Annotated in this window: 26 protein-coding genes; 17 read left to right on the top strand and 9 right to left on the bottom strand. The window is 46.3% G+C overall.

Features of this window, described 5'->3' with window-relative positions; translation table 11 throughout:
• Position 1: 1 nt before the first annotated feature.
• A complete protein-coding gene (locus AB4375_RS05955) occupies positions 2 to 643 on the bottom strand; it encodes a DUF2959 domain-containing protein (protein ID WP_029235679.1) in 642 nt (213 codons plus the stop codon).
• 204 nt (positions 644 to 847) lie between these two features.
• On the opposite strand from AB4375_RS05955, the gene AB4375_RS05950 reads away from it, so the two are divergent.
• Genes AB4375_RS05950 through AB4375_RS05940 form a run of 3 tightly spaced genes read left to right on the top strand, consistent with a single transcriptional unit; the run spans position 848 to position 3,147 of the window.
• Complete coding sequence (locus tag AB4375_RS05950) at positions 848 to 1,789, top strand: virulence factor BrkB family protein (RefSeq protein WP_032546408.1); 942 nt, start codon at positions 848 to 850, stop codon at positions 1,787 to 1,789.
• On the top strand, positions 1,761 to 2,195 hold the full coding sequence (dtd, locus tag AB4375_RS05945; RefSeq protein ID WP_010433531.1) for a D-aminoacyl-tRNA deacylase: 435 nt from the start codon (positions 1,761 to 1,763) through the stop codon (positions 2,193 to 2,195). Before AB4375_RS05950 ends, dtd begins: the two co-directional genes overlap by 29 nt.
• Positions 2,196 to 2,211: 16 nt before the next feature.
• Entirely contained in the window at positions 2,212 to 3,147 is a 936-nt protein-coding gene (locus AB4375_RS05940; RefSeq protein WP_017070107.1) for a bifunctional GNAT family N-acetyltransferase/hotdog fold thioesterase, read from the top strand.
• Between the two features lie 47 nt (positions 3,148 to 3,194).
• Here AB4375_RS05940 and AB4375_RS05935 read toward each other — a convergent pair whose 3' ends face one another.
• The 4 genes from AB4375_RS05935 to hslR form a co-directional block, all read right to left on the bottom strand.
• Positions 3,195 to 5,165 (bottom strand): AsmA family protein, encoded by a 1,971-nt coding sequence (locus AB4375_RS05935; protein WP_372051189.1) that lies wholly within the window; start codon positions 5,163 to 5,165, stop codon positions 3,195 to 3,197.
• Positions 5,166 to 5,319: 154 nt separating this feature from the next.
• On the bottom strand, positions 5,320 to 6,945 hold the full coding sequence (gene pckA, locus AB4375_RS05930; protein ID WP_017062492.1) for a phosphoenolpyruvate carboxykinase (ATP): 1,626 nt from the start codon (positions 6,943 to 6,945) through the stop codon (positions 5,320 to 5,322).
• 337 nt (positions 6,946 to 7,282) lie between these two features.
• The gene (hslO, locus tag AB4375_RS05925) at positions 7,283 to 8,176 is read right to left on the bottom strand and encodes an Hsp33 family molecular chaperone HslO (RefSeq protein WP_372051188.1); all 894 of its coding nucleotides are present in this window, start codon (positions 8,174 to 8,176) and stop codon (positions 7,283 to 7,285) included.
• Positions 8,177 to 8,194: 18 nt separating this feature from the next.
• Complete coding sequence (hslR, locus tag AB4375_RS05920) at positions 8,195 to 8,581, bottom strand: ribosome-associated heat shock protein Hsp15 (RefSeq protein ID WP_017062490.1); 387 nt, start codon at positions 8,579 to 8,581, stop codon at positions 8,195 to 8,197.
• Between the two features lie 331 nt (positions 8,582 to 8,912).
• Here hslR and gspC point away from each other — a divergent pair, with 331 nt between their 5' ends.
• The 12 genes from gspC to AB4375_RS05860 all read left to right on the top strand — a co-directional run bounded on the left by gspC (position 8,913) and on the right by AB4375_RS05860 (position 20,442).
• Positions 8,913 to 9,794 (top strand): type II secretion system protein GspC, encoded by an 882-nt coding sequence (gene gspC / locus AB4375_RS05915; protein WP_017070110.1) that lies wholly within the window; start codon positions 8,913 to 8,915, stop codon positions 9,792 to 9,794.
• A gap of 41 nt (positions 9,795 to 9,835) precedes the next feature.
• Entirely contained in the window at positions 9,836 to 11,857 is a 2,022-nt protein-coding gene (gspD, locus tag AB4375_RS05910) for a type II secretion system secretin GspD (protein ID WP_017070111.1), read from the top strand.
• A complete protein-coding gene (gspE, locus tag AB4375_RS05905; protein ID WP_017070112.1) occupies positions 11,857 to 13,359 on the top strand; it encodes a type II secretion system ATPase GspE in 1,503 nt (500 codons plus the stop codon). Before gspD ends, gspE begins: the two co-directional genes overlap by 1 nt.
• A gap of 1 nt (position 13,360) precedes the next feature.
• Positions 13,361 to 14,581, top strand: a complete 1,221-nt coding sequence (gspF, locus tag AB4375_RS05900) for a type II secretion system inner membrane protein GspF (RefSeq protein WP_017070113.1) — start codon at positions 13,361 to 13,363, stop codon at positions 14,579 to 14,581.
• 88 nt (positions 14,582 to 14,669) lie between these two features.
• Positions 14,670 to 15,113 (top strand): type II secretion system major pseudopilin GspG, encoded by a 444-nt coding sequence (gene gspG, locus AB4375_RS05895; RefSeq protein ID WP_017062485.1) that lies wholly within the window; start codon positions 14,670 to 14,672, stop codon positions 15,111 to 15,113.
• A gap of 78 nt (positions 15,114 to 15,191) precedes the next feature.
• Entirely contained in the window at positions 15,192 to 15,785 is a 594-nt protein-coding gene (gspH, locus tag AB4375_RS05890) for a type II secretion system minor pseudopilin GspH (RefSeq protein WP_017062484.1), read from the top strand.
• Positions 15,772 to 16,167, top strand: coding sequence for a type II secretion system minor pseudopilin GspI (gspI, locus tag AB4375_RS05885; RefSeq protein ID WP_372051187.1), 396 nt, complete (start codon positions 15,772 to 15,774; stop codon positions 16,165 to 16,167). Before gspH ends, gspI begins: the two co-directional genes overlap by 14 nt.
• Positions 16,154 to 16,921, top strand: coding sequence for a type II secretion system minor pseudopilin GspJ (gene gspJ / locus AB4375_RS05880; protein WP_372051186.1), 768 nt, complete (start codon positions 16,154 to 16,156; stop codon positions 16,919 to 16,921). The genes gspI and gspJ overlap by 14 nt, the downstream gene beginning before the upstream one ends.
• The gene (gene gspK / locus AB4375_RS05875) at positions 16,905 to 17,954 is read left to right on the top strand and encodes a type II secretion system minor pseudopilin GspK (protein ID WP_017062481.1); all 1,050 of its coding nucleotides are present in this window, start codon (positions 16,905 to 16,907) and stop codon (positions 17,952 to 17,954) included. The genes gspJ and gspK overlap by 17 nt, the downstream gene beginning before the upstream one ends.
• On the top strand, positions 17,923 to 19,152 hold the full coding sequence (gspL, locus tag AB4375_RS05870) for a type II secretion system protein GspL (protein WP_372051185.1): 1,230 nt from the start codon (positions 17,923 to 17,925) through the stop codon (positions 19,150 to 19,152). Before gspK ends, gspL begins: the two co-directional genes overlap by 32 nt.
• A gap of 20 nt (positions 19,153 to 19,172) precedes the next feature.
• Positions 19,173 to 19,661, top strand: coding sequence for a type II secretion system protein M (locus tag AB4375_RS05865; protein WP_017062479.1), 489 nt, complete (start codon positions 19,173 to 19,175; stop codon positions 19,659 to 19,661).
• 1 nt (position 19,662) lies between these two features.
• Positions 19,663 to 20,442 carry a type II secretion system protein N gene (locus AB4375_RS05860; protein WP_017063075.1) on the top strand — a complete coding sequence of 260 codons (780 nt, stop codon included), beginning with the start codon at positions 19,663 to 19,665 and terminating at the stop codon, positions 20,440 to 20,442.
• A 119-nt stretch (positions 20,443 to 20,561) separates the two neighbouring features.
• Here AB4375_RS05860 and cysQ read toward each other — a convergent pair whose 3' ends face one another.
• The 4 genes from cysQ to AB4375_RS05840 form a co-directional block, all read right to left on the bottom strand.
• Positions 20,562 to 21,389: a 3'(2'),5'-bisphosphate nucleotidase CysQ gene (cysQ, locus tag AB4375_RS05855; protein WP_017062477.1), complete on the bottom strand. Its 828-nt coding sequence runs from the start codon at positions 21,387 to 21,389 to the stop codon at positions 20,562 to 20,564.
• A 36-nt stretch (positions 21,390 to 21,425) separates the two neighbouring features.
• Positions 21,426 to 21,977 (bottom strand): ADP compounds hydrolase NudE, encoded by a 552-nt coding sequence (gene nudE, locus AB4375_RS05850; protein WP_372051184.1) that lies wholly within the window; start codon positions 21,975 to 21,977, stop codon positions 21,426 to 21,428.
• Positions 21,978 to 22,266: 289 nt separating this feature from the next.
• Positions 22,267 to 22,851: a Fe-S biogenesis protein NfuA gene (gene nfuA / locus AB4375_RS05845; protein ID WP_004741449.1), complete on the bottom strand. Its 585-nt coding sequence runs from the start codon at positions 22,849 to 22,851 to the stop codon at positions 22,267 to 22,269.
• Positions 22,852 to 22,960: 109 nt separating this feature from the next.
• Complete coding sequence (locus AB4375_RS05840; protein ID WP_170962812.1) at positions 22,961 to 23,674, bottom strand: ComF family protein; 714 nt, start codon at positions 23,672 to 23,674, stop codon at positions 22,961 to 22,963.
• 93 nt (positions 23,675 to 23,767) lie between these two features.
• On the opposite strand from AB4375_RS05840, the gene bioH reads away from it, so the two are divergent.
• Both bioH and AB4375_RS05830 read left to right on the top strand, forming a co-directional pair.
• Positions 23,768 to 24,544 carry a pimeloyl-ACP methyl ester esterase BioH gene (bioH, locus tag AB4375_RS05835; protein WP_017063077.1) on the top strand — a complete coding sequence of 259 codons (777 nt, stop codon included), beginning with the start codon at positions 23,768 to 23,770 and terminating at the stop codon, positions 24,542 to 24,544.
• Positions 24,545 to 24,900: 356 nt separating this feature from the next.
• Entirely contained in the window at positions 24,901 to 25,374 is a 474-nt protein-coding gene (locus tag AB4375_RS05830; RefSeq protein WP_102472982.1) for an ATP-dependent Lon protease, read from the top strand.
• The last annotated feature ends 34 nt before the right edge of the window (positions 25,375 to 25,408 follow it).

The raw sequence follows: 25,408 nt of genomic DNA, 5'->3' as shown, positions 1-25,408 counted from the left end.
GTTACTTCTGATTTAGCTGAGCAAGGAATTTATCCGACTCGGCAATCGCTGCATTCATCTGCTCTATTGCATAGGCGATGTCTTTTTCTAAGCTCATAAACTCACCTTGCAGTGAACCGACAGCGCTCGCATTGAGGTTGTGCTTCAAGTAAAGCGTGTTGTCGCGAAGGGTATTGAGCACGGGGTCCATTTTCTTCTCGGCGCGCTTCATTGCTGACAGCATCTTTTGGTAAGACGATTTAGTTTCACGAAGCTTTTGCTCGCTCGAGCGGCGCAGTGAATCACTGGTGTAGAGATCTAACTCACTCTGCCACTCTTCAAACAGCGCATCCGACACATCTTCAATCGCAGCAATGCGGTCACTGACATTTTGCGCGGCTTTCTCGCTGTCTTGGTATTTATCATTGATTTGGTTGTACATGTCTTCAAGGTCGCCGCCACTGAAATTAGTCAGGCTACTCAAGGCTTCAAGTGCGCTGGTAAACTCTTCCTGAGCATCCTGCTGCGACTCTTTAGCGTCTTCCACTCTATCGACCATAATGTCACGCTTGTGGTAACCCACTTGCTCCATGGCGGAGTAATAAGCTGACTGGCATCCAGTAAGAGTAAAAATAGAGAGGACTATAACTATTAAATAAGGCATCCTAGTTTCCTATAGTTAAATAATATCAATCGTAGTAAATAACTGCCCAACCTAGCTTGTTAAAATGCTCGATAACGGCGTTAGAATTTTTGATTGTAGAATAACTACTTATCAAAAAATCTGCCTTGTTCTCAAGCCTTTTTCCTGCGCTATTTTTGAACATTTACTTACTGTGATTAATATGTCGGAATATTAATTAGGACTATGAACGAGTTACAAGGGAGTTACAAGTTGAAGATAAAAAAGGTCGCCACACTCAGTATTCAGTTTTCTCGCTATCTTTTGGCGCGAATGACGCACGATAGAGTCAACGTGAATGCGGGCTACTTGGCGTACATTACTTTGCTCTCGATCGTACCGATGTTGACGGTTCTGCTCTCTATCTTGTCGTCATTCTCCATCTTTGCTGATGTTGGTATCGTGATTCAAAACTTCGTTATTACCAACTTTGTTCCCGCGTCTGGGGATGCCGTACACGGTGCCTTGTTAGAGTTCGTTGCCAATACCGGAAAAATGACGGCGGTCGGTAGTGTGTTCTTATTCATTGCAGCGCTGATGCTGATCTCGAATATTGATAAGAACTTAAACTACATCTGGCGTGTTAATGAGAAGCGACGTGCGGTATTGTCGTTCTCAATGTACTGGATGGTGCTCACGCTTGGACCTATTTTAGTTGGGGCGAGCATTGCAGCCACTTCTTATGTGACATCATTGAGCTTGTTGCAAAACGAAGTGGTGTCTGGCGCCTTTAACACCGTGATTCGCAAACTTCCTTTGATTCTCTCTTTCTTTGCGTTTTTCGGTCTGTACCTGTTGGTTCCCAACAAAAAGATACACTTTTTTCATGCGGCTGCAGGTTCTCTAGTGGCGGCTCTGTTGTTCGAACTCAGTAAGAAAGGCTTCGCGGCCTACATTACTCAATTCCCTTCTTACCAGTTGATTTATGGCGCATTGGCGGCAATACCAATTCTTTTTGTCTGGGTTTATTTGTGCTGGTTGATTGTGCTGGTGGGTGCTGAGGTGACCGCTGCATTGGGTGAGCACGAACAGTGGAGTGACTCGCAAGAAATGGTACACTCAGCGGATAACGATGAAATTCCAGAACAAGGAAACAACAGTGATAGCCCTGATTCAAAGAGTAAGTGAAGCTGCCGTTCGAGTTGATGGCGAAGTAGTTGGTGAGATTGAACAAGGCTTATTGGTTCTATTAGGCGTAGAAAAAGGTGATGACGAAGCCAAAGCCAAACGTTTGATGGAACGAGTAACAACTTATCGTGTCTTTGAAGATGAAGACGGAAAAATGAACCTCAACGTAAAACAGGTTGAAGGTAAAGTGTTGGTGGTTTCTCAATTCACACTGCCAGCCGATACAAAAAAGGGAACTCGAGCGGGCTTTTCTCGTGGAGCAAACCCTGAAGATGCGGAGCGTCTTTACGATTATTTCTCTAACCAATGTGAATCAGTATTGCCAACGGAACGTGGCCGATTTGCAGCCGACATGAAAGTGTCATTGGTTAATGATGGCCCAGTAACATTCTGGCTGCAGGTTTAAACTTAAAAGGATAAGCATGTTTAAACTGATAACACCGACCACCGAAAATCAACTGAACAAGTATTACCATTTTCGTTGGCAGATGCTGCGTGAACCTTGGCGAATGCCGGTAGGTTCCGAGCGTGATGAATATGATGCCATGAGTCACCATCGCATGATTGTCGATGGTCGTGGCCGTCCGATGGCGATTGGCCGCCTTTACATCACTCCAGACCTCGAAGGTCAGATCCGTTATATGGCGGTAAAGAACTCTCGTCGAAGTAAAGGCATGGGCTCATTGATTTTAGTGGCGTTAGAGTCACTGGCTCGCCAAGAGGGTGCCAAACGTCTAGTGTGTAATGCACGTGAAGATGCGATCTCATTCTATGAGAAAAACGAATTTGAGCGTCGTGGTGAAATTAATGACCAGCGTGGTCCTGTTCGTCATCAGCAGATGGTGAAGCACCTTGATCCGATGGCTGATGTACTGCGTAAGCCTGAATGGTGTAATGAGCTACAACAGCGCTGGGAACATCAGATCCCGATCAGTGACAAGATGGGCATCAAGATCAACCAATACACGGGTTACCAATTTGAGTGTAGTGCTCAGCTGAATCCTAACTTGAACCCGCATAACACCATGTTTGCAGGATCTGCCTTTACCTTAGCAACCTTAACTGGTTGGGGTATGACTTGGCTATTGATGAAAGAGCGTGGGTTGACCGGTGATATCGTGCTGGCAGACAGTAATATTCGTTATCGTCACCCAGTTGAGCAAAACCCTGTTGCCTCTACTTCATTGGATGGGATCAGTGGTGACTTGGACCGCCTTGCGTCAGGAAGAAAGGCACGTATCATCATTCACGTGACCATTAACAGTGGCGATGTGGAAGCGGTTGAGTTTACGGGAACCTATATGCTGATCCCTGATTATAAAAAGATACTCTCGACAGATTCTAATGTGAGCGAATAGCCCACATCTAGCACTCCGTTGATTTGGTAAGATATTGATTAAAAGCGCTACTCCTGTGGAGTGGCGCTTTTTTGTTGGCAGTCGTTAATCTCCGAATACTCAGCTTGGGTGAGCTTTCCTGAGATTTGATGGCATGGGTCCGATAGGGTAATCGAGAGGGTGTGTTGCTCGGCTTTAAGCAAGTCGAGTTCTCCAGAAGCCTCGCCATTGAGCGTTTGAACCCTTTGTTCGCCTTGCTCTGCTGCTGACGCACCAATAATGTGCATCGGTTCGAGAGTGAAGCGCCCACGGTCAAAATGCGCATTAAGCTCTGGAATTTCAAACACGTTATCAGTCGATGTTTCAGAAAGCTTGTCATTAAAGGTCATCACACCCTGGCGAACGCTGCCAGTGAGTTGCCCTGTGGTTGAGTAACCGAGCATCAGTGAGTCGCCATATAAACCTGCGGCTTGAAGTTCAAACTCGCCATAGCCGGTTGCATCGAGTGGTAATTCAAGTCGCTGCAGCATAGGCGCAATGGGTAACCCATCGGCAGAAATATCTAAGCTCCATGGCTTGCTGATTTGGTTAAAATCGAGCGTTGCATTGGCTTCAATGTAGCCATTCCTGAGTGGTGCAAACAGACGAGTCAGCGTCCATTTTCCTTGTTCGCTATTCATCTCAACCACAGGCTGTGCGCTGAGAATATTTTGGTAGCTGGCATCATTGGCGCTCGCCATCAGCTTCCCTTGCCACAAGCCCAGTTTTCTATCTTGCAGCAGTTGAACTTGATGCCCCTCGACATGTAATCCAGAGACCTGCCAGTAAGGCGTTTGTGCTAGTTGGATAAGTTGGCTGCGTTCTATATTAAGTCGGTTAATCTCGACGTTCTGGAGCTGTGTGAGCCAAGGCAATAGGCGAGCGGCCGGTAGAGGGCTATCTTGGTTTTCGGTAATCCACTTGATGCCTTGCAGGTCGAGCTGCGCCAATTGAATGCTGCTAGGGGCGACTTCGCCATTGAGCTGAACAGTGCCCTGCAGGAATTGAGTATAGAAATCCTCAATCAGAATCCGGTTTGCTTCTAGGTTGAGCTTGAGGCTTGGCTCGATGAACATGTCATCATCAATGGTCACTCCTTCTGCCTGTAGAGAAAAAATGGCTTTCTGTTGTTTCCAGATTTCAAAAGGCAGTTGGATATTTTCTAATGAGGCATCAAAGGCAGCGAGGTGGCCATCTTGCCACTCTACGTCGCTACGCAGAATATCTAAGCTATTGATGTGATTAATCTTAATGCCTGCAACATCCCACTCTTTGCTTAGTAGGTTTTGGGTCTGTTTCTGATTGAGTCGTAAGCCATCGACGGTCACATTCACCAACGACCAATCTTGTTGATATTGTTCAGCTTGCCCAGAAATCTTGGCGCCACGCCAGTCAAACGAAGCACCATAAAGCGTGCTATCGCTAGGTTTTAAGTCTAGGTCAATCAACAGATTATCGAATGCTTCACCTTGCCAATACAGTTGTGAGGCAGAGAGTTGGGTTTTTCCATAAGGTAGCAGCGAGTTATCGTTGTTCCACGTTGGGGCGGAGATCTGTAGGTCGATGCCTCGCGCATTAAACTCTGGCGTCGAAAAGTCGAGATTGTTGATGGCCAGCTGGTGGAGCTTGATGTTTGGTTGGGTAAATAAAGAAGTCAGTGTTTTTAGAACGTCTGCCTCTAATTGTAGGCCGCTGATCAAAACAGATTCAAAGACCAGTTTGGCCTCTGTCATCGAGCTGGGGCTGAACCAAAGATCGATCTTGTCGATATACAGAGGTGTTTGCTTTTCTGGTTGGCTTTGGGTAATGCCCATTAAGGTGATGTGATAAGGCGCCTGATACTCAACATCTTCAATGAATACAGGTTGTTCAATCGTATGTTTGATAAAAAAGTTGGCAACATCCGCACGGTATTGGGTCTGCAGGCTTAATAGCAGCGCTGCGATAGTTGCAACGGCGATAGCCAACACAATGCCGAACACCATGAATACCTTTTTCATTCCCTGAAAGCCTTAAATTTCAATAGTCTTAAAACAGAGTGGAACAAAAAGGGTCAAGCATCAACAAAAAAGCCCCTCAAAAGAGGGGCTTGCTACAAAAATATCATTTTAAATTGGGCGTTTGCTTTTGGCTAAGCCCGAGCAGATGGTTGGATTAGTCCAGTTGAGGACCAGCTGCAACCAGTGACTTACCTTCAGCGTTGTCTGTGTACTTATCAAAGTTGTTGATGAAGCGCTCGGCTAGATCTTTCGCTTTGCTTTCCCATTGTAGAGGGTCAGTGTACGTATCGCGTGGGTCAAGGATCGCTGGGTCAACATCGTGCAGCGCTAGTGGCACTTCTAGGTTAAACATAGGGATAACCTTAGTTTCAGCGTTGTCGATTGAGCCATCTAGGATAGCGTCGATGATGCCTCGCGTATCTTGGATAGAGATACGTTTACCAGTACCGTTCCAACCTGTGTTCACTAGGTAAGCTTCAGCGCCAGCTGCTTCCATACGCTTCACAAGCACTTCAGCGTACTGAGTTGGGTGGAGAGTTAAGAATGCCGCACCAAATGCAGCAGAGAACGTTGGCGTTGGCTCAGTAATACCACGCTCAGTGCCCGCTAGTTTTGCAGTGAAGCCAGATAGGAAGTGGTACTTCGTTTGCTCTGGAGTCAGTTTAGAAACGGGTGGCAGTACACCGAATGCATCAGCAGTCAGGAAGATAACCTTTTGAGCGTGACCGGCTTTTGATACTGGTTTAACGATGTTATCGATGTGGTGAATTGGGTAAGAAACACGAGTGTTCTCAGTTTTTGAACCGTCATCAAAATCGATAGAACCATCACCACGAACTGTTACGTTTTCTAGTAGTGCATCACGACGGATTGCATTGTAGATTTCAGGTTCTGCTTCTTTAGATAGACGAATCGTCTTCGCGTAACAACCACCTTCGAAGTTGAAGATACCATCGTCATCCCAACCGTGCTCATCATCACCGATTAGCTCACGCTTAGGATCGGTTGAAAGCGTAGTTTTACCTGTACCAGATAGACCGAAGAAGATGGCTACATCGCCTTTCTCGCCGACGTTTGCACTACAGTGCATTGAAGCAATGCCTTGCAGAGGAAGCAGGTAGTTCATCATTGCGAACATGCCTTTCTTCATCTCACCGCCGTACCAAGTACCACCGATGATTTGAACGCGCTCTGTTAGGTTGAAAGCAACGAAGTTTTCAGAGTTTAGACCCTGCTTTTCCCAGTTAGGGTTAGTTGTTTTAGCACCGTTCATTACCACGAAATCAGGTTCGAACGTTGCTAGCTCTTCGTCAGTTGGACGAATGAACATGTTCTTAACGAAGTGCGCTTGCCACGCTACTTCAGTGATAATACGCACGCTTAAGCGCGTATCAGGGTTAGCACCACAATAACCGTCGATGACAAACAGGCGCTTGCCAGATAGCTGAGTTGTCACAAGCTCTTTCAGCTCATTCCATACTTCAGTTGTAATCGGTTTGTTGTCATTTTTGCCTTGATCTGACCACCACATGGTATCGCGGGTCGTGTCATCTTTAACAATGTACTTATCTTTTGGTGAGCGGCCAGTAAAGATACCAGTATCAACCGCAACGGAGCCTAGTTCCGTTACTACGCCTTTTTCGTAGCCTTCCAAACCTGGCAGTGTTTCTTCAACGAATAACTGCTCGTAGCTAGGATTACGAAGAACTTCGGTAACGCCAGTCAGTCCGTGCTTAGTTAGATCAATTTGTGCAGCCTTAGTATGTTCCATAACGGTCATAGGTGCTCCTTGTAGGATATTTTGTAGGGATTTTGTAATAATTTTTTATTGTTATCTGCTCACCATGCTAGCAACGAGGCTCGGGGGAAACAGGGATATAGCTCAAAAAATATCCATATTAGCCATGGGGTTTTAAGCGTCTCGTCACATATTGGCCCAACTAGTCTATCCTGTACGCAAACCTTTGCGCTAGGGGCGAGAACATTATTAATTGATTAAAATTAAGCGGTGATTTTATTACGAGATGTTACGGAGTTTGCGCTATTTTGATCACAAAAAAGGCCAGCTGAGGGCTGACCTTTTTGGGGTAAATTACGTGTTTTTGGTACGCCGTAAATTAATGAACCGTATTGCTGCCTTTATCTGCTGCTTCTGCGTACAGTGCATCAACATCATTCTTGTCGAACGAGTAGTTTGTGCCACAGTAATCGCAGTGTAGACCAACGCTTCCTTCGGTGCTTAGGATGTCGTAAATCTCTTCTTGAGCAACAGTAATGATAGCCGCAGCGCTTCGATCACGTGAACAGCCACAGAAGAACTCAACCGGTTGAGGTGTAAATACCTGAACCTTCTCTTGGTTGTATAGACGGTAAAGCAGTTCGTTAGCTTCTAAAGAGAACAACTCTTCGTTTTTAACGGTGTCGGTTAGTTGCTCTAGGTGCTCGAAGTCGTCTGGAGTACCGGTGCCGTCAGGCATAACTTGTAAAAGCATACCTGCAGCGTGAGCTTTGCCTTCATGTTCGCCAGTGCGCAGCCATAGACGAGTCTTAAGCTGTTCTGAGTTAGCAAAGTAACCTTCAAGAACGTCAGCAAGCGTTTCGCCTTCCAGACCAACGATACCTTGGTAACGCTCACCTTTCTTAGGATCGATAGTGATCACTAGATGACCTTTACCCATTAGGGCGTGTAGACCTGCGTCGTCTGCGATATCGCCTTCAAAGCGAGCAACACCACGGATCTTCTGATCGTGATCGCCATTGATAACTGCTAGAGATACTGGGCCGTCACCTTGCAGCTGCATCGTGATAGAACCTTCAAACTTTAGGGTCGCCGTTAGTAGCGTCGTTGAAACCAGTAGCTCACCCAACAGCTTTTGTACTGGAGCTGGGTATTCCTTGCTAGAAATAATCTGTTGGTACGCTTCGTCCATCTGTACCAATTCACCACGTACTGATAGGTCTTCAAATAGGTAGCGATTTAAAACATTACTTGTAGACATTGGGTCTGCCATTTGGCTATTCCTTCTAGCTTATTGAGTCTTGAACTTGATGATGTCACGACGTTGCTTTTTATCTGGACGACGTTCTGGTGCTGGGCTATGAGCATTTAGCTTGCGCTGTTGTGCAAACTCTTCTCTTTTTGCCAAGCTTTCGGTGGTTTCTTCATAGAGGGTTTGAGCGATCGGGGCTCCACCACGATGGGCTGAGATTTTCTCGATCGTTACCGTCTTTTCTTCATTACCTTGGCGCAGTGTAATCACAGCCCCAAGTTCGACAATTTTACTTGGCTTGCTGCGCTGACCATTATAGTGGACTTTGCCACCATCGACCATGTTGCGAGCAATAGACCGGGTTTTGTAAAAACGAGCTGCCCACAACCATTTATCGAGTCTGACAGCTTCATTAGCAGTTTTCATATAGGGCTGTGCCTTATTAAGTGAGAAATGAATGCGGTTTAACTGTAACGAACAGTGCGCAACATGTTTTTGATGATGCTTATCACATTAAGTAGAAGCTTAAAGTGGAGGCGGTTGGCATTTTTTTCAAGTCATAATACAAAATAGCCATGTTATGCCGATTTATCGATTTGCTATGATATAGTTCAGGATCTTATTGCTTAAATAAGCTTGGTATCGAACGAATGAATAAAAAAGCTGAAAGTTTAATGATTTGCAGCGTTTGTCGTCATGAAAAGGGACTAGGAAAGTGAACTTTTTAGAGCTCAAAAATCGCGTAGGGAATTCTCCTATGTTGAGCCGCTTATTAGAGAATGGATTTGTACTTCAGCAGAAACTAAGCTTAGCGACCTGTTGTGTATTGATTGCAGCTTCCGCATGGATCTTAGGGCAGCTTGCATGGTTTATCGAACCTGCTGAGCAAACTATCGCGCCTTGGACAGCAACGGCTTCATCGTCTTCAGCACCTCAATCGACCCTTGATATCTCTTCTTTGCAGCAGAGCAACATGTTTGGTGCTTACAACCCAAGCACGCCCGCTGTGGTTGAACAGCAAGTTATCCAAGATGCGCCTAAGACGCGATTAAACCTCGTTTTAGTGGGTGCAGTCGCGAGCTCGAATCCAAAACTGAGCTTAGCGGTGATCGCCAATCGCGGCACGCAAGCGACCTACGGAATTAATGAAGAGATTGAAGGCACTCGAGCCAAGTTAAAAGCGGTATTAATCGACCGCGTTATCATTGATAACTCAGGACGAGACGAAACCTTGATGCTTGAAGGTATTGAGTACAAGCGTTTGGCTGTATCAACGCCTGCGCCACCTCGTAGCTCTTCTTCGGTTCGTGGTAATAATCCGGCTTCAGCAGAAGAGAAGCTTGATGAAATTAAAGCGAAGATAATGAAAGATCCGCAACAAATCTTCCAATATGTTCGACTGTCTCAGGTGAAGCGTGACGATAAAGTGATCGGTTATCGTGTGAGCCCTGGCAAAGATTCAGAACTTTTTAACTCTGTTGGGCTCCAAAACGGAGATATTGCCACTCAGTTAAATGGACAAGACCTGACAGACCCTGCTGCTATGGGCAACATATTCCGTTCCATCTCAGAACTAACAGAGCTAAATCTGGTGGTCGAGAGAGATGGTCAACAACATGAAGTGTTTATTGAATTTTAAAACTTTGCGTCTAACGAAGGACGAAAGTGTAGGAGAAGTACGTGAAGCATTGGTTTAAGAAAAGTGCATGGTTATTGGCAGGAAGCTTGATCTGCACACCCGCAGCCATCGCGAGTGATTTTAGTGCCAGCTTTAAAGGCACTGATATTCAAGAGTTTATTAATATTGTTGGTCGTAACCTAGAGAAGACCATCATCGTTGATCCATCGGTGCGCGGAAAAATCGATGTACGCAGCTACGACGTATTGAATGAAGAGCAATATTACAGCTTCTTCTTAAACGTACTAGAGGTGTATGGCTACGCAGTCGTTGAAATGGACTCGGGTGTTCTTAAGATTATCAAAGCCAAAGACTCTAAAACTTCGGCGATCCCCGTTGTTGGTGACCGTGATTCAATCACTGGTGATAGCGTAGTGACGCGTGTAGTGACGGTTCGTAATGTATCGGTTCGTGAACTTTCTCCTCTGCTTCGTCAACTAAACGACAATGCAGGCGCGGGTAACGTTGTGCACTACGACCCAGCCAACATCATCCTTATTACAGGCCGAGCGGCGGTAGTAAACCGTTTAGCTGAAATCATCAAGCGTGTTGACCAAGCGGGTGATAAAGAGATTGAAGTCGTTGAGCTAAAGAATGCTTCTGCGGCAGAAATGGTACGTATCGTTGATGCACTAAGCAAAACCACAGATGCCCAAAACACACCAGCCTTCCTACAACCTAAATTAGTTGCCGATGAACGTACCAATGCGATCCTTATCTCAGGTGACCCTAAGGTACGTAGCCGTTTAAGAAGGTTGATTGAACAGCTTGATGTGGAAATGGCAACCAAGGGCAACAACCAAGTAATTTACCTTAAATACGCCAAAGCAGAAGATTTAGTCGATGTGCTGAAAGGCGTGTCGGACAACCTGCAATCAGAGAAGCAAACATCAACTAAAGGTAGCTCATCTCAACGTGACAAAGTGGTGATCTCAGCTCACAGTGATACAAACTCTTTGGTTATTACCGCCCAACCAGACATCATGAACGCGCTGCAAGATGTGATCGCACAGTTGGATATTCGTCGTGCTCAAGTATTGATTGAAGCCCTAATTGTCGAGATGGCAGAGGGTGATGGCATTAACCTTGGTGTGCAATGGGGTAACCTTGATACTGGTGCTGTGATTCAGTATGGCAATACCGGTGCGTCGATTGGCGGTGTGATGGTGGGTCTAGAAGAAGCGAAAGACACAACCACAACAGATTATACTTTTGACAGTAATGGCGATCCGGTTGCCATCGAAAAGACAACTCCAGGTGACTATTCAACGTTAGCCTCTGCACTTTCCGGTGTAAACGGTGCAGCCGTGAGCCTTGCTCTGGGGGATTGGACTGCCTTGATCAGCGCGGTAGCCACCGATTCCAACTCAAATATTCTATCTTCTCCAAGTATTACTGTAATGGACAACGGCGAAGCATCGTTTATCGTTGGTGAAGAAGTGCCTGTTTTAACTGGCTCGACCGCAGGCTCAAGTAACGATAACCCATTCCAAACGGTTGAACGTAAAGAAGTGGGTATCAAGCTAAAAGTCGTGCCACAAATCAATGAAGGTGACTCAGTTCAGCTGCAAATAGAACAAGAAGTATCGAACGTATTAGGCGCAAACGGGGCAGTAGATGTTCGTTTTGCTAAGCGTCAGCTAAATACGTCAGTGATTGTTCAAGACGGTCAAATGCTGGTGCTGGGTGGCTTGATTGACGAGCGAGCGCTGGAAAGTGAATCTAAGGTGCCGTTCTTGGGCGATATCCCTGTTCTAGGACACCTGTTCAAATCAACCAGTACTCAGGTTGAGAAAAAGAACCTAATGGTCTTCATCAAACCAACCATTATTCGTGATGGTATGACAGCCGATGGTATCACGCAGCGTAAATACAACTTCATCCGTGCTGAGCAGTTGTACAAGGCTGAGCAAGGACTGAAATTAATGGCAGACGATAACATCCCGGTACTGCCTAAATTTGGCGAAAGCATGAATTACCCGGCTGAACTTCAAGCCTTCATTGATCAGATGGAAACAGAATAATGGCTGAATTGGTAGGGGCGGCACGTACTTATCAGCGCTTGCCGTTTAGCTTTGCGAATCGCTATAAGATGGTGTTGGAGTATCAACATCCAGAGCGCGCACCGATACTTTATTATGTTGAGCCACTGAAATCGGCGGCGATCATTGAAGTGAGTCGAGTGGTGAAAAATGGTTTCACGCCACAAGCGATTACTCTCGATGAGTTTGATAAAAAACTGACCGATGCTTATCAGCGTGACTCGTCAGAAGCTCGTCAGCTCATGGAAGACATTGGTGCTGATAGTGATGACTTCTTCTCACTAGCGGAAGAACTGCCTCAAGACGAAGACTTACTTGAATCAGAAGACGACGCGCCAATCATCAAGTTAATCAATGCGATGCTGGGTGAGGCGATCAAAGAAGGTGCTTCGGATATTCATATCGAAACCTTTGAAAAGTCACTTTGTATCCGTTTCCGAGTTGATGGTGTGCTGCGTGATGTTCTAGCGCCAAGCCGTAAACTGGCTCCGCTATTGGTTTCACGTGTCAAGGTTATGGCTAAACTGGATATTGCGGAAAAGCGCGTGCCACAAGATGGCCGTATCTCTCTGCGTATTGGTGGCCGAGCGGTTGATGTTCGTGTTTCAACCATGCCTTCTTCGCACGGTGAGCGTGTGGTAATGCGTCTGTTGGACAAAAACGCCACTCGTCTAGACTTGCACAGTTTAGGTATGACAGCAGAAAACCATGAAAACTTCCGTAAGCTGATTCAGCGCCCACACGGCATTATCTTGGTGACCGGCCCGACAGGTTCAGGTAAATCGACGACCTTGTACGCTGGCCTGCAAGAACTCAACAGCAATGAACGAAACATTTTAACCGTTGAAGACCCGATCGAATTCGATATCGATGGCATTGGTCAAACACAAGTGAACCCTAAGGTTGATATGACCTTTGCGCGTGGTTTACGTGCGATTCTTCGTCAAGATCCTGATGTGGTCATGATTGGTGAGATCCGTGATTTGGAAACCGCAGAGATCGCTGTCCAAGCCTCTTTGACAGGTCACTTAGTTATGTCGACTCTGCATACCAATACTGCCGTTGGTGCGATTACACGTCTGCGTGATATGGGCATTGAACCTTTCTTGATCTCTTCTTCACTGCTGGGTGTTTTGGCTCAGCGCCTGGTTCGTACTTTATGTAACGAATGTAAAGAACCTTATGAAGCCGATAAAGAGCAGAAGAAACTGTTTGGGTTGAAGAAGAAAGAAAGCCTGACGCTTTACCATGCCAAAGGTTGTGAAGAGTGTGGCCATAAGGGTTATCGAGGTCGTACTGGTATTCATGAGCTATTGATGATTGACGATTCGGTACAAGAACTGATTCACAGTGAGGCTGGCGAACAGGCGATTGAGAAAGCAATTCGTGGCACAACACCAAGTATTCGAGATGATGGCTTGAGCAAAGTTCTGAAAGGGGTAACGTCCTTAGAAGAAGTGATGCGTGTGACCAAGGAAGTCTAGTATGGCGGCATTTGAATACAAAGCGCTGGATGCCAAGGGTAAGAGCAAAAAGGGCTCAATTGAAGCAGATAATGCTCGTCAGGCTCGCCAAAGAATCAAAGAACAAGGCTTGATGCCGGTTGAGATGACCGAAGCTAAAGCTAAAACGACGAAAGGTGCACAGCCTTCGACCAGCTTTAAGCGTGGTATCAGCACGCCAGACCTTGCTTTGATTACTCGCCAAATTTCCACCTTGGTGCAATCAGGCATGCCGCTAGAAGAGTGCTTGAAAGCCGTGGCGGAGCAATCTGAAAAGCCACGTATTCGAACCATGTTACTGGCGGTTCGTTCGAAGGTAACGGAAGGTTATTCGCTAGCCGATAGCTTGGCTGATTACCCACATATCTTTGATGAACTGTTTAGAGCCATGGTCGCGGCTGGTGAGAAATCGGGTCACTTAGATGCGGTATTGGAGCGACTGGCTGATTACGCAGAAAACCGTCAGAAGATGCGCTCTAAGTTGCTGCAAGCGATGATCTACCCTGTGGTGCTGGTGGTGTTTGCGGTGACGATTGTTTCGTTCCTGCTGGCAACCGTGGTACCTAAGATCGTTGAACCGATTATCCAAATGGGCCAAGAACTTCCTCAATCGACACAATTTTTATTGGCATCGAGTGAATTTATCCAGAATTGGGGCATCCAATTACTGTTGTTGATCATCGGTGTGATTGTGTTGATTAAGACCGCTCTGAAAAAGCCGGGTGTTCGCATGAGTTGGGATCGCAAGCTATTAAGCATTCCACTGATCGGCAAGATCGCGAAAGGAATTAATACCTCTCGTTTTGCACGAACACTCTCTATCTGTACCTCGAGTGCGATTCCTATCCTTGAGGGGATGAAGGTTGCGGTTGATGTAATGTCGAATCACCATGTGAAGCAACAAGTACTGCAGGCGTCAGACAGTGTTAGAGAAGGGGCAAGCCTGCGTAAAGCGCTCGATCAAACCAAACTCTTCCCTCCAATGATGCTGCATATGATCGCCAGTGGTGAGCAGAGTGGTCAGTTAGAGCAAATGCTAACAAGAGCGGCAGATAACCAGGATCAAAGCTTTGAATCGACCGTGAATATCGCGTTAGGTATCTTTACGCCAGCACTTATCGCTTTGATGGCAGGCTTAGTGCTGTTCATTGTGATGGCGACTCTGATGCCGATGCTTGAAATGAATAATTTGATGAGTGGTTAATCAACTGCTCATAAGACGTTAGTTTTTGGATTAACGAGAAGAAGGACATTATTACCTTCAACTCGCTGTCTGTAATTTGGAGAAAATAATGAAAAACAGAATGAAGAAACAATCAGGCTTTACCCTATTAGAAGTGATGGTTGTTGTGGTTATCCTTGGCGTATTGGCGAGCTTTGTTGTACCTAACCTATTGGGTAACAAAGAGAAGGCTGACCAACAAAAAGCCATCACTGATATTGTGGCGCTAGAGAACGCGCTAGATATGTACAAACTGGATAACAGCGTTTACCCAACAACGGATCAAGGTCTTGATGCATTGGTTTCTAAGCCAAGCAGCCCAGAGCCTCGTAACTACCGCGACGGTGGCTACATCAAGCGTCTGCCAAACGACCCATGGGGTAACGAGTACCAATACCTAAGCCCTGGTGATAACGGCACTATTGATATTTTCACTCTTGGTGCTGATGGCCAAGAAGGTGGTGAAGGTATTGCGGCGGATATCGGCAACTGGAACATGCAGGATTTCCAATAAGCTTCAGCTTATTGTTTGATTCGTTATTGATGCTTGATACGTTATTGATGGTAGGACGTAAACAGATGGAGTCTAAAGGTGAAAACTAAGCAAACACAGCCAGGTTTCACCTTGATTGAGATTCTCTTGGTGTTGGTACTACTGTCAGTAACGGCGGTTGCGGTGATCGCGACCATTCCTACCAATAGCAAAGATGTTGCTAAAAAATACGCTCAAAGCTTTTATCAGCGAGTTCAATTACTCAATGAAGAGGCTATTTTGAGCGGCTTAGATTTTGGCGTTCGAGTTGATGAAAAGAAATCGACCTATGTACTGATGGCGCTTAAGTCTGAAGGCTGGCAAGAAGTCGATTTTGAAAAAATCCCCTCTTTAACTGAACTACCGGAAGAACTCGCATTGTCACTGACCTTAGGTGGTGGCGCATGGGAAGACGATGATCGGTTGTTCAACCCAGGAAGCTTGTTTGATGAAGATATGTTTGCTGATCTTGAAGAGGAAAAGAAGCCGAAACCACCACAGATCTACATCTTGTCGAGTGCTGAAATGACGCCATTTGTATTGTCGTTTTATCCAAATACCGGAGACACCATACAAGATGGTTGGCGTATTCGAGTATTGGACAATGGTGTGATTCGACTGCTAGAACCGGGAGAAGAAGATGAAGAGGAATAACCGTTCTCCTTATCGTTTTCGTGGTATGCCCCTTGGTTCTCGAGGAATGACGCTGCTTGAGGTATTGGTTGCGCTCGCTATCTTTGCGACTGCGGCGATCAGTGTGATTCGTGCTGTTACTCAGCACATCAATACCCTCAGTTATCTCGAAGAAAAAACCTTCGCGGCTATGGTCGTTGATAATCAAATGGCTTTGGTGATGCTGCATCCTGAGAAGCTAAAAAAAGAGCAGGGCACACAAGAGTTGGCCGAGAGAGAGTGGTTTTGGAAGGTCACGCCAATCGATACTAGCGATGATTTATTAAAGGCGTTTGATGTGAGTGTGGCAACCAGTAAACAAGCTTCTCCAGTGGTCACGGTGCGCAGTTATGTGGTCAAGTAAAAGCGTGTCGTTAGCTCAGAGCAAGTCGCTAAGTAAGAGCATATCCGCCAATAAGCGTGTGCCTCGTAAACAAGGACTATCTTCGAAAGGGAGAGGCTTTACCTTAATTGAGGTTTTGGTCTCGATCGCTATCTTTGCCACGTTAAGCATGGCGGCTTATCAGGTAGTCAATCAGGTTCAGCGCAGCAACGAGCTTTCAATCGAGCGCAGTGCTCGTTTAAATCAACTGCAACGTAGCTTAGTCATTTTAGATAATGATTTTCGCCAGATGGCGGTACGACAATTTCGTACCAACGGTGAAGAAGCATCATCTAAGCTGATCTTAATTAAAGAGTATTTACTGGATTCCGACAGCGTTGGCATCATGTTTACTCGCCTTGGCTGGCATAACCCACAGCAGCAGTTTCCTCGCGGAGAAGTCACCAAAGTGGGTTACCGCATTAAAGAAGAAACGCTTGAGCGTGTGTGGTGGCGCTACCCCGATACTCCTGCAGGACAAGAAGGTGTGATTACGCCTTTGCTTGATGATGTTGAAAGCTTGGAATTCGAGTTTTATGACGGAAGCCGCTGGGGGAAAGAGTGGCAAGCCGACAAATCGCTACCGAAAGCGGTAAGGTTAAAGCTAACCTTGAAAGATTATGGTGAGATAGAGCGTATTTATCTCACCCCTGGTGGCACGCTAGATCAGGCCGATGATTCTTCAAACAGTGACTCTTCAAGTAGTAATGAGGGGAATAATGACTCATCGAACTAATAAGTTTGCACTGACAAGGTCTGCCATGGGGCGCAAGCAGCGAGGTGTTGCGCTGATCATTATCCTGATGCTACTGGCGATAATGGCAACCATCGCAGGCAGTATGTCGGAACGCCTGTTTACTCAATTTAAGCGCGTGGGCAATCAACTGAATTACCAACAGGCTTACTGGTACAGCATTGGTGTCGAAGCGCTGGTGCAAGACGGCATTAGGCAAAGCTACAAAGACAGTGATACCGTCAACTTGAGTCAACCATGGGCGTTAGAAGAACAGGTATACCCGTTGGATTATGGTCAAGTTAAAGGCCGTATTGTTGATGCTCAGGCATGTTTTAATCTCAATGCGTTGGCTGGTGTGGCGACGACTTCAAGTAACCAAACACCTTATTTAATTACGGTTTGGCAAACCTTGTTGGAAAACCAAGATGTTGAGCCTTATCAGGCCGAGGTTATTGCACATTCAAGCTGGGAATTTGTTGATAGTGATACCCGAACCACCTCTTCAGCTGGTGTAGAAGACAGTACTTATGAGGCGATGAAGCCATCTTATTTGGCAGCGAATGGCTTAATGGCCGATGAGTCCGAGCTACGCTCGGTTTATCAAGTCACTGGTGAGGTGATGAATAAGGTTCGCCCCTTTGTTTGTGCTCTGCCGAGCGACGATTTCCGTTTGAATGTGAATACTCTTACGGAAAAGCAGGCGCCGTTATTGGAAGCGATGTTTGCCCCCGGCTTAAGTGAATCGGATGCCAAACAGCTGATAGACAAACGCCCATTCGATGGTTGGGATACGGTGGATGCGTTTATGGCTGAGCCTGCTATTGTGGGTGTGAGTGCCGAAGTCAGCAAAAAAGCGAAAGCATATTTAACTGTAGATAGCGCCTATTTTGAGCTAGATGCAGAGGTATTAGTTGAGCAGTCACGTGTACGTATACGGACGCTTTTCTATAGTAGTAATCGAGAAACAGTGACGGTAGTACGCCGTCGTTTTGGAGGAATCAGTGAGCGAGTTTCTGACCGTTCGACTGAGTAGCGAACCACAAAGCCCTGTGCAGTGGTTAGTTTGGTCGACAAGCCAACAAGAAGTGATAGCAAGTGGCGAACTGTCTAGCTGGGAGCAGCTGGATGAGTTAACGCCTTACGCTGAAAAGCGTAGCTGTATCGCTTTATTGCCGGGAAATGAATGCTTAATTAAGCGTGTTGAGATCCCGAAAGGTGCTGCTCGCCAGTTCGATTCTATGCTGCCGTTTTTATTAGAAGACGAAGTCGCACAAGATATCGAAGACTTACACCTGACTATTTTAGAGAAAGACGCAACGCACGCGACAGTGTGTGGTGTGGAACGTTATTGGCTTAAGCAGGCGCTGGATACTTTCCGCGAAGCGAACATTATCTTTCGTAAAGTATTGCCTGATACCTTAGCGTTGCCTTTAGAAGATCAGGGCATCAGTGCGCTGCAGATCGACCAACATTGGTTATTGCGTCAAAGCAACTATCAAGCAGTGTCGATCAATGAGGCGTGGCTAGCGATGTTCTTACAAAGCGATTGGGTTGCCTTAGATGACGAAGAGCAATCACCAACGATTTTTAGCTACACCGCACTGCCAAGTGATGACGTTCAACTGCAAAGTGGCATTGAGTGGCGAGCTAAACCTGCGGAACTGGTGATGTCTTTACTGAGCCAACAAGCCATTACAAGTGGCGTAAACTTACTGACTGGCACCTTTAAAACCAAATCTTCATTCAGTAAGTACTGGCGTGTATGGCAAAAAGTAGCGATCGCAGCTTGTTTGCTGGTGGCGGTGATCGTCACTCAGCAAGTCTTAAAGGTTCAGCAGTACGAAGCACAAGCCGAAGCGTACCGAACGGAGAGTGAACGTATTTTTAGAAGCGTACTTCCGGGCAAGCAACGTATTCCGACGGTCAGCTACCTTAAGCGCCAGATGAACGACGAAGCTAAGAAGTATGGTGGCTCGGGTGATGGTGATTCCTTACTTGGATGGCTAGCGTTACTGCCAGAAACTTTAGGACAAGTGAAAGCCATCGAAGTGAATAGTATTCGCTACGACGGCAACCGCTCAGAGGTGAGATTGGAAGCGAAAAGTACTGACTTCCAATATTTCGAGACTGCGCGAGTGAAACTTGAAGAGAAGTTTACCGTTGAGCAAGGGCCATTGAATCGTAATGGTGATGCCGTATTTGGTAGCTTTACCCTTAAACCCCGTCAATAAACTGCGTAAGGAGATCAGTGATGAGAAATATGATTGAGCCACTCCAAGCGTGGTGGACTTCAATAAGTCAAAGAGAGCAACGATTAGTGATTGGTTGCTCAATTCTATTGGTGGTCGGTGTCGTTTATTGGGGGCTAATCCAGCCACTCAGTCAGCGAGCTGAACTTGCGCAGACCCGCATTCAAAGCGAGAAGCAACTACTGGCTTGGGTAACCAATAAAGCCAATGAAGTGGTTGAACTACGAGGCAGTGGCGGCATTAGTGCCAGTCAACCTCTGAATCAATCTGTGCCTGCTTCTATGCGTCGCTTTAATATCGAGCTGATACGTGTGCAACCACGTGGCGAGATGCTGCAAGTCTGGGTGAAACCTGTGCCTTTTAATCAGTTCTTAGATTGGCTGACATACTTGAAAGAGAAGCAGGGTGTCGAAGTTGAGTTTATGGACATTGATCGCTCCGATAACCCAGGGGTTATTGAGGTCAACCGACTACAGTTTAAACGAGGTTAATGTGAAACGCGGTTTATCTTTGAAGTTAGGTTTACTTTTTGGCGGCATCTTTATTGTCTTTTTCTCGGTTAGTCTGTTGCTGCATCTACCGGCCTCTTTTGTACTCAAACATGCACCGGCTGTGCGTGGCTTGAATATTGAAGGTGTTGAAGGAACGGTTTGGCAGGGCAGCGCCAATAATATCGCCTGGCAGCGTGTTAATTACGGTTCAGTACAGTGGGACTTTCAGTTCTCTAAACTCTTCCAAGCCAAAGCTGAATTAGCGGTTCGTTTTGGTCGTAACAGCGACATGAACTTGTCAGGTAAAGGGCGTGTCGGGTACAGCATGAGTGGCGCGTATGCAGAGAACTTAGTGGCCTCAATGCCTGCTATGAACGTGATGAAATACGCCCCAGCCATTCCAGTCCCGGTTTCAATTGGTGGAAAGGTTGAGCTGACGATCAAGCATGCGGTTCATGCTCAACCTTGGTGTCAGTCTGGTGAAGGTACTGTGGCTTGGTCTGGTGCTGCAGTCGATTCACCTGTTGGTTCGTTAGACCTTGGTCCTGTGATTGCGGACATAACCTGTGAAGACAGTACAATTGCAGCCAAAGGCGTTCAGAAGAGCACTCAAGTAGACAGTGAGTTCTCAGCGAGTCTAACATCTAACCAGCGCTACACATCTGCAGCGTGGTTTAAACCGGGTGTTGAATTCCCGCCAACGATGCAAAATCAGCTTAAATGGTTGGGTAATCCTGATAGCCAAGGTAAGTACCAGTTTACTTATCAAGGTCGTTTTTAGCTAAACGGCTAAGGGTCACTAAATTACGAGATATAAAAAACGGGCACCTCACTGAGGTGCCCGTTTTGTTTGTTCTGAGAATCTAGAGGATATCTGACAGTTAAAGGGAGCAAACTCGCCTAGTCTTTGCCTTGCAAAATTTCTACCCACGGTAAATCTGCATCACCGAGTACAATGAAGTTCGGGTTTTCTAGCGTTTCTCTTTCATTGTACGAAAGCGGTTCTAGTTGAGTACTTAAGATACGTCCGCCAGCTTCTTCAACAATGCACTGCGTTGCGGCGGTATCCCACTCTCCGGTTGGTCCAAGGCGCAGATAACAATCCACAGCGCCTTCTGCGACTAAACAGGCCTTAAGCGCTGCTGAGCCTAGAGGAACCAAATCATAATTCCATGCTGAGCTCATACGGCTAGTGATGCGATTGATGTCCTGGCGACGGCTGATCGCCATGGCGATTGACTGGTTTGGCAGCTCGTGACGATGCGTTTTGATTTTCACGCTGTCATTAAGGTCTGGGATCTTCCAAGCGCCTTTGCCACTGTAAGCGTAATAGCTCACACCTGAAACGGGTGCGTATACCACGCCCATCACTGGCTTGTTATGCTCGATTAGGGCGATAATTGTCGCGAAATCACCACTTCGTGCGATGAACTCCTGGGTGCCGTCCAGTGGGTCAACTAACCAGTAGCGATCCCATTGAGAGCGTTGCTCTAGGCTGATGTCGGCGTCTTCTTCGGATAATACGGGAATATCAGGCGTCAATTCACTGAGTTTTTTTAATATCAGCTTATGTGCTGCAAGATCGGCACTGGTTACTGGAGTGTCATCACTCTTAATGAACTCTTCGTAATCCTTTTTCTCGTAGATCTCTAAGATGAGTTGACCAGCAGAGCGAGCAATCTCAATGACAGAGGGTAGGAGGTGAGACAAATCTTTTGTTATTGGCATAAATGTTCTCTTACTCTTAGAGCGAGCCTGAATGTTCTAGTTATTGTTTAATACACGAAGGCTTAAAAGCAGGGCTGTAATACTCCGAGCCTCACAGAAATCGAGATGTGTTAACAGTTCTTCGGCTTGAGCAAGTGGCCAGCGCACAATATCGAGAGGCTCTGGCTCATCACCTTCTAGCTTTTCTGGGTAGAGGTCTTCTGCAATAAACAGCGTCATTTTGCTAGAGAAGTAAGAGGGTGCAAGGATCACTTCCTTCAGCGGAGTAAGCTTGTTGGCACCGAAGCCTATCTCTTCTTTGAGTTCGCGAATGGCGGCTTCGTTTGGCTGCTCACCTGGATCAATCAGCCCTTTTGGAAAGCCAAGTTCGTAGCGTTCAGTTCCCGCTGCATATTCACGTACTAATAGAATATCGCCTTGCTCAGTAATAGGAACCATCATCACTGCGTTGCGCCCGCTGGGCTTCATGCGTTCGTAAGTGCGCTCTTCGCCGTTTGAAAAGCGTAAGTCGAGAGACTCGATAGAGAATAGTCTTGATTGAGCGACAGTTTGTTTAGCCAAAATCTCTGGCTTGGTCCTTTTCGTCATTGCGCTCGCTCCTTAGCTCATTGGAATTCTTTCTTATAAAGTCATTCTAATATAGGGGAAATGACCTTGAGTTCCTAGATCCGAGTTTTCATATCCGAAAATTATTGAAGCAGGAATCGATTACGATCACTTGAATACCTTACTCAAGATGGTAACGAGGTGAAAATATGGTTGTATAGCAAAAGAGTATAGAGAGAACGCGATAGTCCTAACTTGCTTATCCACATAACAAAAAAGGTTGATGCTTGCGCATCAACCTTTCAAATAACAACTAACACTAAATCAGTGATTAGTAGTAAGAGTGCTCACCACGATCGTGCTCAGTTGCATCACGAACAGCAGTCAGTTCACCTTCAAACTGTTGAAGAAGTTCTTTCTCGATGCCTTCTTTTAGCGTTACATCAACCATAGAACAACCGTTACAACCACCACCGAATGCTACAATAGCTGCGCCGTCTTCAGTGATTTCTACCAAGCTAACGTGACCGCCGTGACCAGCAAGTTGCGGGTTAACTTGTGTTTGAATTGCGTATTCAACACGTTCTAGAAGTGGTGCATCGTCTGCGACTTTACGCATCTTAGCGTTTGGTGCTTTAAGCGTTAGCTGAGAGCCCATTTTGTCAGTAACGAAGTCAATTTCAGCTTCATCTAGGAACGGTAGGCTTAGCTCATCTACGTATGCAGAGAAAGCTTCGAATTTAAGCTCTGTGTCAGACGCTTCGATAGCATCTGTTGGGCAGTAAGAAACACCACACTCTGCGTTTTGTGTACCCGGGTTTACCACGAACACACGAATGTTTGTACCTTCAGGCTGCTGTGACAGCAGATTGGCAAAATGAGTTTGAGCTGTTTCTGTAATAGTAATATTTGACACGACGAATACCTGAGTAGATTTGTAGGTTATTAGCGCCATTCTACTCCTGTCAGATTTGTAATTCAGCCCTTTTTTGTTGGATTGCTGTACAAGTAGTGATTCACAGCTTTTATCCAGAGGGCTCAGGAGTGCGGCAGATGCAGTAAATATCAATCCTTTTAACGTCCACTTCAAGTAGTAATTGGCATAATTGATACACAGTACTGCCGGTGGTTACAACATCATCAATTATCGCGACGTGAGAGGGGATAGTTCCTTGAACGTCTTGTTTTCGCAGCGCAAAAGCGCTCTTTAGATTGTGTAATCGTGCGGATTTAGTCAGCCCCTGCTGGGAAGCCGTTGAGCGAATTCGACGAAAGAGCACATCACTTTCAACGCCAAGCTCTTGAGCCGTGTAGTCGGCTAGCAGCTTACTTTGATTAAAGCCGCGATGAGTATATCGACGCCAATGCAGCGGCACGCTGGTGATCAGCGGAGCAGGATATTCGATACGTGATGCCAATAGCTTAGATAGATCACGTGCAAACCAAAACTTATCAGCGTACTTCATTTGCTGAATGTAACCTGCTGTAGGGAAGGTGTAATCGCCGACACAGTAGAGGCGATGCCAAGGTGGAGGTTGAGATAAGCACTGTCCGCACTGCTCTACTGTGAGCAGTGTTTTTAAACCACATCGTTGGCAGCGTGGTACTGGCTGAAAGAGTTTGAGACAAGAATTGCACCATCGAGGATGTGTATCACTGGGCAGTTTATCAAGTTTGCACAGGTGGCATTGAGGTGTGACCAGACGTGGTGTGTGTTTTTGTAGCCAATCGGATAACATAGCTCGTGATGCTTTTGGGTTATGGTGTTCCTTTTGCTCACCATACTGAAAAGCGCGGATTATCGCTGATGGAAAAAGTAGGGAATATTGAGAATGAGTGACGCGTTATATTGGCATGTTTCTGGGCAAGGGCCTGATTTAGTACTGGTTCACGGCTGGGGAATGAACGGTGCGGTATGGCAACAAACCGTTAATGCATTACAAGCTGATTTTCGAGTGCATGTTGTCGATTTACCAGGGTATGGACACAGCGCGCACTGCCACGCTCAAGATCTTGAAGAGATTGCTCAGCAGCTTTTGGCCGAAGCACCAAAGCAAGCGATTTGGGTGGGTTGGTCACTTGGAGGCTTGGTCGCAACGCACATGGCTCTCCATCACTCAGATTACGTGAGCAAGCTGGTGACTGTCGCCAGTTCTCCCAAATTCGCCGCTGCAAAAGAGCCCGTGTTATGGCGAGGCATTCAGCCCAACGTATTAAGCGCATTCACCGAGCAACTGGTTGAAGATTTCCAAACCACCATCGAACGCTTTATGGCATTGCAAGCCATGGGCAGCCCTTCAGCAAGGCAAGATGTAAAACAACTCAAGCAAGCGGTGCTGTCTCGCCCGTTGCCGAACCCTGACTCATTATTGGCAGGATTAAAGATGCTGTCGGATGTCGATCTGCGTGAACAACTGCCTGAGATTTCAGTACCAATGCTACGCTTGTATGGTCGATTAGATGGATTGGTGCCAATCAAGGTTGCGAAAGACTTAGGCACAGCCTTGCCTCATACCGAGCAATACATATTTACCCAGTCTTCGCATGCACCGTTTATGACCGAAGCGGATGCCTTTTGCAGTGAGCTTGTCAGCTTCGCACAAAAATAATTGCTAAATATATATCCGGCTTGGTCGATATATAAGCTAATACCAATCACAGTAAGTAAGTGTTCAAAAATAGCGTAGGAAAAAGGCTTGAGAACAAGGCAGCTTTTTTTTTGACAAGTAGTTTTGATAAGTAGTTATTCTACAATCAAAAGTTCTAACGCAGTTATCGAGCATTTTAACAAGCTAGGATGAGCAGTTATTTACTACGATTGGTATAACACCAATGCACAGCATGATACTCAGACCTAACTCTCTCCTGAGCTGATTGCGGTAAGTTGGGCTATGCCTGTTGTGCTGACTCACAGTACAACAGCGTTATAGCAAAAACGATGGGCGATTCTTGAGGAGAGTTCGCGATGATTGTGTCACCTGCAACTGCAGTGAGTGTGCCACTAATCGCCCCGTCCGTTAATGTGCAAACAGAGCAAGTTGCGCGTGATAATAGAGTCCGAGAGCCTGTTGCTCCCGCAGTAGCATTGGCGAGAACCAATGCAGAGCGTAAGGTAAAATCAGACGATAAACGAAGGCAGCAGTCGGCTTGGGATCCTTCAGACCATCCAGGTTATGAAATGGAGAACGAGTCAGAGGCCAATTCGGTTAGCCAAGAAGAGCCACAAGACCCTTTTGATCGGCTGTTCAGCTTATTGGCACTGAAAACATACAGTGCTGATCAAGGAAAGGGCTATACCATGCGTTTCCGCCTGCCAAAGCATGTTTTAGATGCGGCGATTCAAGAGGGACAGATGGAGAAGCGACGTAAGGTCATAAAATATCATTATGGTCATGCTGTTGCGCCTCATGCTCCATCAGGAATGCTGGTTGTGTTATAAATCGAAAACTTATGACCCAACCAAACTTCGATGT

Source organism: Vibrio sp. 10N.261.51.C6 (assembly GCF_041471785.1).
Classification (GTDB): domain Bacteria; phylum Pseudomonadota; class Gammaproteobacteria; order Enterobacterales; family Vibrionaceae; genus Vibrio; species Vibrio crassostreae_C.
This window is presented reverse-complemented; position numbering and strand designations above follow the sequence as displayed.